At 61.3% G+C, this 7258-nt stretch carries 7 protein-coding genes and 1 pseudogene; all 8 read right to left on the bottom strand.

Going from position 1 to position 7258, the window contains the following annotated elements:
• Positions 1–283, bottom strand: a pseudogene (locus AC1DH9_RS17130) (NADH-quinone oxidoreductase subunit L); the annotation flags it as partial.
• A complete protein-coding gene (nuoK, locus tag AC1DH9_RS17125; protein ID WP_054597859.1) occupies positions 280–588 on the bottom strand; it encodes an NADH-quinone oxidoreductase subunit NuoK in 309 nt (102 codons plus the stop codon). The gene nuoK and the pseudogene AC1DH9_RS17130, both read right to left, overlap by 4 nt.
• A 4-nt stretch (positions 589–592) precedes the next feature.
• Entirely contained in the window at positions 593–1093 is a 501-nt protein-coding gene (gene nuoJ / locus AC1DH9_RS17120) for an NADH-quinone oxidoreductase subunit J (protein ID WP_019689817.1), read from the bottom strand.
• Between the two features lie 9 nt (positions 1094–1102).
• The gene (gene nuoI / locus AC1DH9_RS17115) at positions 1103–1648 is read right to left on the bottom strand and encodes an NADH-quinone oxidoreductase subunit NuoI (protein ID WP_218570730.1); all 546 of its coding nucleotides are present in this window, start codon (positions 1646–1648) and stop codon (positions 1103–1105) included.
• Positions 1649–1660: 12 nt separating this feature from the next.
• Positions 1661–2668, bottom strand: coding sequence for an NADH-quinone oxidoreductase subunit NuoH (gene nuoH / locus AC1DH9_RS17110; protein ID WP_019689819.1), 1008 nt, complete (start codon positions 2666–2668; stop codon positions 1661–1663).
• Positions 2665–5379, bottom strand: a complete 2715-nt coding sequence (gene nuoG / locus AC1DH9_RS17105) for an NADH-quinone oxidoreductase subunit NuoG (RefSeq protein ID WP_477808472.1) — start codon at positions 5377–5379, stop codon at positions 2665–2667. Before nuoG ends, nuoH begins: the two co-directional genes overlap by 4 nt.
• A 137-nt stretch (positions 5380–5516) precedes the next feature.
• Complete coding sequence (gene nuoF, locus AC1DH9_RS17100) at positions 5517–6875, bottom strand: NADH-quinone oxidoreductase subunit NuoF (protein WP_429538572.1); 1359 nt, start codon at positions 6873–6875, stop codon at positions 5517–5519.
• Positions 6872–7258: NADH-quinone oxidoreductase subunit NuoE (gene nuoE / locus AC1DH9_RS17095; RefSeq protein ID WP_477808471.1), on the bottom strand; the 387-nt coding region annotated here is incomplete at its 5' end. The genes nuoE and nuoF, both read right to left, overlap by 4 nt.

Genomic DNA, 7258 nt, shown 5'->3' with positions numbered 1-7258 from the left:
CGACCACACCGAGCATGGTCACGGACAGGCCATCCAGGTACAGGGCGAAGTTCGGCTTGAAGTCGCCGACCGACATCCACTGCCACAACACCTGGGTGACGTGACCGCCTTCAGGCGGCGCGACGTTGAACTGCCAGATGACGTAGGCAGCAACGATCGCCGAGAGGCCGACGGAGCCGACGCCGATCAGCGCCGAGAGGTTTTCCGAGAGGCGGCCGCGTGAGAACGACAGCAGCAGGAAACCGATCAGGGGGAATACGAAAGTCAGATAGAGAAGGTTCATCCGCGCATCTCGCTGGCAGCGTCGATATCGAGAGTGTGGAAGCGGCGATGCAGCTGCAACAGAATCGCCAGGCCAATGCTGGCCTCGGCGGCGGCCAGGCTGATCACCAGGATGAACATGATCTGTCCATCCGGCTGGCCCCAACGGCTACCGGCAACGATGAACGCCAGTGCGGAGGCATTCATCATGACCTCCAGGCTCATCAGCACGAAGAGAATGTTGCGGCGGACCATCAGGCCAACCAGACCGAGGCAGAACAGGATGCCGGCAACCGCCAGACCATGCTCGAGAGGGATAGCAGGCATAAAGTTACTCCTTCGCCTCGTTGCGGCCCAAGTGGAACGCCGTGACGGCTGCGGCGAGCAGCAGCATCGAGGCGAGTTCGACCACCAGCAGATAAGGACCGAACAGGCTGATGCCCACGGCCTTGGCGTCTACGGTGGTGTGGCCGACGCCGGTGCCGCTGGAATGGCTGAACAGCACATACAGCAGTTCAGCCAGCAGCAGCGCAGCCAGTACCACCGGACCCGCCCAGATACCGGGCTTGAGCCATACGCGTTCTTGCTGAACCGAGGCGGGGCCGAGGTTCAGCATCATCACCACGAACACGAACAGCACCATGATGGCGCCGGCGTAGGCGATCACTTCCAGTACACCGGCAAATGGCGCACCGAGGCTGAAAAAGGTCATCGCCACGGCGAGCAGCGAAATAATCAGGTAGAGCAGGGCGTGTACAGGATTGGTGTTGGTGATCACGCGAAGCGTGGACACAACGGCAACTCCTGACGCGAAATAGAAAGCGAATTCCATCTTTCTTCCTTAAGGCAGCAAGCTCTTCACGTTGATCGGTTCGGCTTCATTCTGCGCGGAGCCTTTCGGCTTGCCAGCAATGGCCATACCTGCAACACGATAGAAGTTGTAGTCAGGGTTTTTGCCGGGGCCGGAGATCAGCAGATCTTCTTTCTCGTAAACCAGGTCCTGACGCTTGAACTCGGCCATTTCGAAATCCGGTGTCAGCTGGATCGCGGTGGTCGGGCAGGCTTCCTCGCAGAGGCCACAGAAAATGCAGCGCGAGAAGTTGATACGGAAAAACTCCGGGTACCAGCGACCGTCTTCGGTTTCGGCTTTCTGCAGCGAGATGCAACCGACCGGGCATGCCACGGCGCAGAGGTTGCAGGCAACGCAGCGCTCTTCACCATCGGGGTCGCGGGTCAGGACGATACGTCCACGAAAGCGCGGCGGCAGGTACACCGCCTCTTCCGGATATTGCAGCGTGTCGCGCTTGCGGAAGGCATGGCCGAAAATCATCACCAGGCTGCGAAGCTGGGTGAAGAAGCCATGCACGATGTCAAAAATATACTTCATGATTCTCTATCCTCACTGAGCCGCGATGGCGGGCGTGTTGAGCAACACGATCGCAGCGGTCACCAGCATGTTGACGAGGGTCAGCGGCAGGCAGAACTTCCAGCTGAAGTCCATCACTTGGTCATACCGTGGGCGCGGAATCGAGGCGCGCAGCAGGATGAAGAACATGATGAAGAACGCGGTTTTCAGTGCGAACCAGATGAACGGGATCTGCGGCAGAATGCCGAACGGACCGTGCCAGCCACCGAAGAACAAGGTTACCAGCAGCGCCGAAATCAACACGATGCCGATGTACTCGCCGACGAAGAACATGCCCCATTTCATGCCGGCATATTCAATGTGGTAACCGTCGGCCAGTTCCTGCTCCGCTTCCGGCTGGTCGAACGGGTGACGGTGAGTCACGGCGACGCCGGCAATGAAGAAGGTCAGGAAACCGAAGATCTGCGGAATGACGAACCACAGGTGCTGCGCCTGGTAGTCAACGATGTCGCGCATGTTGAACGAGCCGACCTGGATCACGATGCCCATCAGCGACAGGCCCATGAACACTTCGTACGACACGGTTTGTGCCGAGGCCCGCAAGCTGCCCAGCAGGGCGAACTTGTTGTTACTCGACCAGCCGGCGAACAACACCGCGTAGACCGACAGACCGGCCATGGCGAAGAAGAACAGGATACCGATGTTCAGGTCCGCGACACCCCAGGTCGGGGTGATCGGGATGATCGCGAAGGCAATCAGCAAGGCGCTCATGGCCACGACCGGCGCCAGGGTGAAGATCACCTTGTCGGCAAACGGCGGCGTCCAGTCTTCCTTGAAGAACATCTTGATCATGTCGGCTGCAATCTGGAACGCGCCGAACGGGCCGACGCGGTTCGGACCGTAACGGTCCTGCCAGAGGGCGAGCAAACGACGCTCGACCCAGCTCAACAGCGCGCCGCAGACCACCACGGCGAGCAGGATCACGATGGCCTTGAGCACCGCGATGATGATGTCGATCACTTCAGGAGTGAACAAGGTCATTGCGCTGCCTCCTGCAGACCGTCAACGGATTTGCCAAAGATTGCCGGTGGAATGCCGGCGATACCCGCAGGCAGCGCCACCAGGCCAGCGCCCAGTTCTTCGTTGATGCGCAGCGGCAGACGCAGGGTCTGGCCGGCAACGTTCAAGCTCAGCATGGCACCGTCATTGACGCCCAGGCGATCGGCTTCGGACTTGGCCAGCGACACATAAGCGGCTGGAATGCGTTCCTGGACCGGAGCGGCTTTCGAAGAGTTCTCTTCGCTGCCGAACAGGTGATAGAACGGCACAACCTGCCAGGTGCCMTGGGCCGGGTTGAACGCACGCGGAACACTGGCGAACCAGTTCAGTGAATCGCCCTGGCTTTCGATCAGGCGAGCACCCGGATCACCGGCACGCAGATGACCACCGACTTCGTCCTGGAACTTGTTCCAGGCTTGCGGCGAGTTCCAGCCCGGCGACCAGGCGAATGGCACTTGCTGACGCGGTTCGACGGAGCCCGAGTAACCTTCCATGGAGAACGAGAACGCGGTGTCGTTGTCCTGGGAGGTACGCGGCTCGTGCACGCTGATGTCGGCACGCATCGCGGTCCGGCCACTGTAACGCAGCGGTTCGCGGGCCAGTTTCAGGCCTTTGATCCGGAACGAAGCGGACGGCGCAGCGTTGACGATACCGGCCAGTTGTGGGGTGCTCGACGCGCAGGCCGCGGTGACGTGGTCCAGTTGGGTCCAGTCGATCGGCTGGTTCAGCAGGGTCGCGCGCAGGGCATGCAGCCAGCGCCAGCCTTCGTGAACCAGGATGCTTGCATCGAGGTAAGTCGGGTCGAAGACCTGGAAGAAGCGCTGGGCGCGGCCTTCCTGGCTGACCAGCGTACCGTCGCCTTCAGCGAAGCTGGCGGCTGGCAGAACCAGGTGCGCGCGATCGCTGGTAGCGGTTTTCTGATGGTCGGCAACGATCACCACTTTGGCGGCGGTCAGGGCTGCATCGACCTTGGCTTTGTCGGTACGGGTGTACAGATCGTTTTCCAGCACCACGATGGCGTCGGCTTTACCGTCGATCACCGCTTGCAGGGCTGCATCGACCGATTCGCCGCCGAGCATGGCCAGGCCGAGGCTGTTGGCCTCTGGCACGATCAGGCTGATGGAACCGTTCTTCTCGCGCAGCTTCAGGGCTTTGGCGATGTTCGCCGCCGCTTCGATCAGCGCTTTGGAGCCCAGCGAAGTACCGGCGATGATCAGCGGACGCTTGGCCGCGAGCAGGGCGTTGGCGATGCGTTGAGCCAGTTCGAGAGCTTCGCTGTCCAGGCCTTCAACGGCCGGGGCGCTGGCGTCGAGGGCGTGAGCCACGGCGAAACCGATACGTGCCAGGTCGTCTGGAGCGGCGTGAACGCATTCTTCAGCCACGTCGTCGAGCTTGGTTTCGGCCAGGCTTGCGATAAACAGCGGGTTCAGCGCGTGCTGACCGATGTTTTTCACCGCGGCGTCGAGCCAAGGCTGAACGCGCATGGCGTCGGCCATGTCTTCGGCTTTGCCCTTGACCGATTGACGCAGGGCCAGGGCCATGCGCGCAGCGGTCTGGGTCAGGTCTTCACCGAGGACGAAAATCGCGTCGTGGTCTTCGACGTCGCGCATGTTCGGGATCGGCAGCGGGCTGTCTTTCAGCACCTGCATGACCAGGCGAATACGCTCAAGCTCGGAAGCTTCGATACCCGAGTAGAAGTGCTCGGCACCGACCAGTTCGCGCAGGGCGTAGTTGCTTTCAAGGCTGGCACGCGGCGAACCGATACCAACGATGTTGCGACCGCGCAGCAAATCAGCGGCTTTATCCAGCGCTTCGTCGAGGCTCAGCTTGGCGCCGTTGGCCAGCAGTGGCTGACGTGGGCGATCTTCGCGGTTGACGTAGCCATAGCCGAAACGGCCACGGTCGCAAAGGAAGTACTGGTTCACCGAACCGTTGAAGCGGTTTTCGATGCGACGCAGTTCGCCGTAACGCTCACCCGGGCTGATGTTGCAACCGCTGGAGCAGCCATGGCAGATGCTCGGCGAGAACTGCATGTCCCATTTACGGTTGTAGCGCTCGGAGTGAGTCTTGTCGGTGAATACACCGGTCGGGCAGACCTCGGTGAGGTTGCCGGAGAACTCGCTTTCGAGGGTGCCGTCTTCAACGCGACCGAAGTACACGTTGTCGTGGGCGCCGAATACACCGAGGTCAGTACCGCCGGCGTAGTCTTTATAGAAACGTACGCAGCGATAGCAGGCGATGCAGCGGTTCATTTCGTGGGAAATGAACGGGCCCAGTTGCTGGTTCTGGTGGGTACGCTTGGTGAAGCGGTAACGGCGCTCGTTGTGGCCGGTCATTACCGTCATGTCTTGCAGGTGGCAGTGACCGCCTTCCTCGCACACGGGGCAGTCGTGCGGGTGGTTGGTCATCAGCCATTCGACGACGCTTGCGCGGAACACTTTGGCTTCTTCGTCGTCAATGGAGATCCAGCTGCCGTCGGTCGCAGGGGTCATGCAGGACATGACGATACGACCACGCTTGTCGTTCTCGTCGGTGTACTGCTTGACGGCGCACTGGCGGCAAGCGCCAACGCTGCCGAGGGCGGGGTGCCAGCAGAAATAAGGGATATCGAGGCCTAGCGACAGACATGCCTGTAACAGGTTGTCTGCCCCATCGACTTCGAGCTCTTTGCCGTCTACGTGGATAGTGGCCATGGTTCAAAGTTCTTCGTTGGCCCGGTGTCAGCGGGCGTGGCTAATGGAATCTTGTTATCCGTCCAAATCCAAACAGCCTGAAAAGGCGTCATCGGACGAAAGGCGAACGGCACGGACCGTTCGCCTTTTTTAAAGCGTTAAGCGCCGACCAGGATCGGCTTTGCCAGAGGCGGGACGGCGACGCTGCTGGTAGGCGCGATGCCGGCTTCGAACTCTGGACGGAAGTATTTGATTGCGCTGCCCAATGGCTCCACGGCACCCGGTGCGTGAGCACAGAAGGTCTTGCCTGGGCCGAGGAAACCGACCAGACCCAGCAGGGTCTCGATGTCGCCGGCTTGCCCTTCACCGTTCTCGATGGCGCGCAGGAGCTTGACGCTCCACGGCAAACCGTCACGGCACGGGGTGCAGAAACCGCACGACTCACGGGCGAAGAACTCTTCCATGTTGCGCAGCAGGGACACCATGTTGACGCTGTCGTCCACCGCCATGGCCAGGCCGGTACCCATACGGGTGCCCACTTTGGCGATGCCGCCGGCGTACATTTGTGCGTCCAGGTGTTCCGGCAACAGGAAGCCGGTACCGGCGCCGCCTGGCTGCCAGCACTTGAGCTTGTAACCGTCGCGCATGCCGCCGGCGTAGTCTTCGAACAGCTCGCGCGCAGGGACGCCGAACGGCAGCTCCCACAGGCCGGGGTTCTTCACTTTGCCGGAGAAGCCCATCAGCTTGGTGCCATGGTCTTCACTGCCTTCGCGAGCGAGGGATTTGTACCAGTCCACGCCGTCGCCGATGATCGCCGGCACGTTGCACAGCGTTTCGACGTTGTTCACGCAGGTCGGCTTGCCCCATACGCCAACGGCGGCAGGGAAGGGCGGCTTGGAGCGCGGGTTGGCGCGGCGGCCTTCGAGGGAGTTGATCAGTGCGGTTTCTTCACCGCAGATGTAACGCCCGGCGCCGGTATGGACGAACAGTTCGAAATCGAAACCGCTGCCCAGGATGTTCTTGCCCAGCAGGCCCGCAGCCTTGGCTTCTTCCACGGCACGGTTCAGGTGCTTGGCGGCGGTGGTGTATTCGCCACGCAGGAAGATGTAGCCACGGTAGGTTTTCAGTGCGCGGGCACTGATCAGCATGCCTTCGATCAGCAGATGGGGCAGTTGCTCCATCAGCATGCGGTCTTTCCAGGTGTTGGGTTCCATTTCATCCGCGTTGCACAGCAGGTAGCGGATGTTCATGGATTCGTCTTTGGGCATCAGGCCCCACTTCACGCCAGTGGGGAAGCCCGCGCCGCCGCGACCCTTGAGGCCGGAGTCCTTGACGGTCTGGACGATATCGTCCTGGGACATGTCGGCGAAGGCTTTGCGCGCTGCCGCGTAGCCGTTCTTGGCCTGGTACTCGTCGAGCCAGACAGCCTCGCCGTCGTCACGCAGACGCCAGGTCAGCGGGTGGGTCTCTGCGCTGCGCTTGATGCGGTTGGCAGGGCCGAAGGAAGTCAGGGTCATACGTAGCCCTCGAGCAATTTGGCAACGCCAGCAGGCTGCACATCACCGAATGTGTCGTCGTCGATCATCAACGCCGGCGCCTTGTCGCAGTTGCCGAGGCAGCAGACCGGCAGCAGGGTGAAACGACCGTCGGCGGTGGTTTGACCCAGGCCGATGCCCAGMTTGCTCTGGATTTCGCTGACCACCGACTCGTGGCCACCGATGTAGCAGACCATGCTGTCGCAGACGCGAATGATGTGACGACCGACTGGCTGACGGAAGATCTGGCTATAGAACGTCGCCACGCCTTCAACGTCGCTGGCCGGGATGCCGAGGATTTCGCCGATGGCGTAGAGCGCGCCGTCAGGCACCCAGCCACGTTCCTTCTGGACGATCTTCAGGGC

The organism is Pseudomonas sp. 05T35 (assembly GCF_056396605.1).
This window is presented reverse-complemented; position numbering and strand designations above follow the sequence as displayed.

Excerpts from the sequence above, each read along its gene's own strand:
- nuoH (WP_019689819.1), bottom strand. The coding sequence starts at position 2,668 with ATGACCTTGTTCACTCCTGAAGTGATCGACATCATCATCGCGGTGCTC.
- nuoJ (WP_019689817.1), bottom strand. The coding sequence starts at position 1,093 with ATGGAATTCGCTTTCTATTTCGCGTCAGGAGTTGCCGTTGTGTCCACG.
- nuoK (WP_054597859.1), bottom strand. The coding sequence starts at position 588 with ATGCCTGCTATCCCTCTCGAGCATGGTCTGGCGGTTGCCGGCATCCTG.
- nuoF (WP_429538572.1), bottom strand. The coding sequence starts at position 6,875 with ATGACCCTGACTTCCTTCGGCCCTGCCAACCGCATCAAGCGCAGCGCA.
- nuoI (WP_218570730.1), bottom strand. The coding sequence starts at position 1,648 with ATGAAGTATATTTTTGACATCGTGCATGGCTTCTTCACCCAGCTTCGC.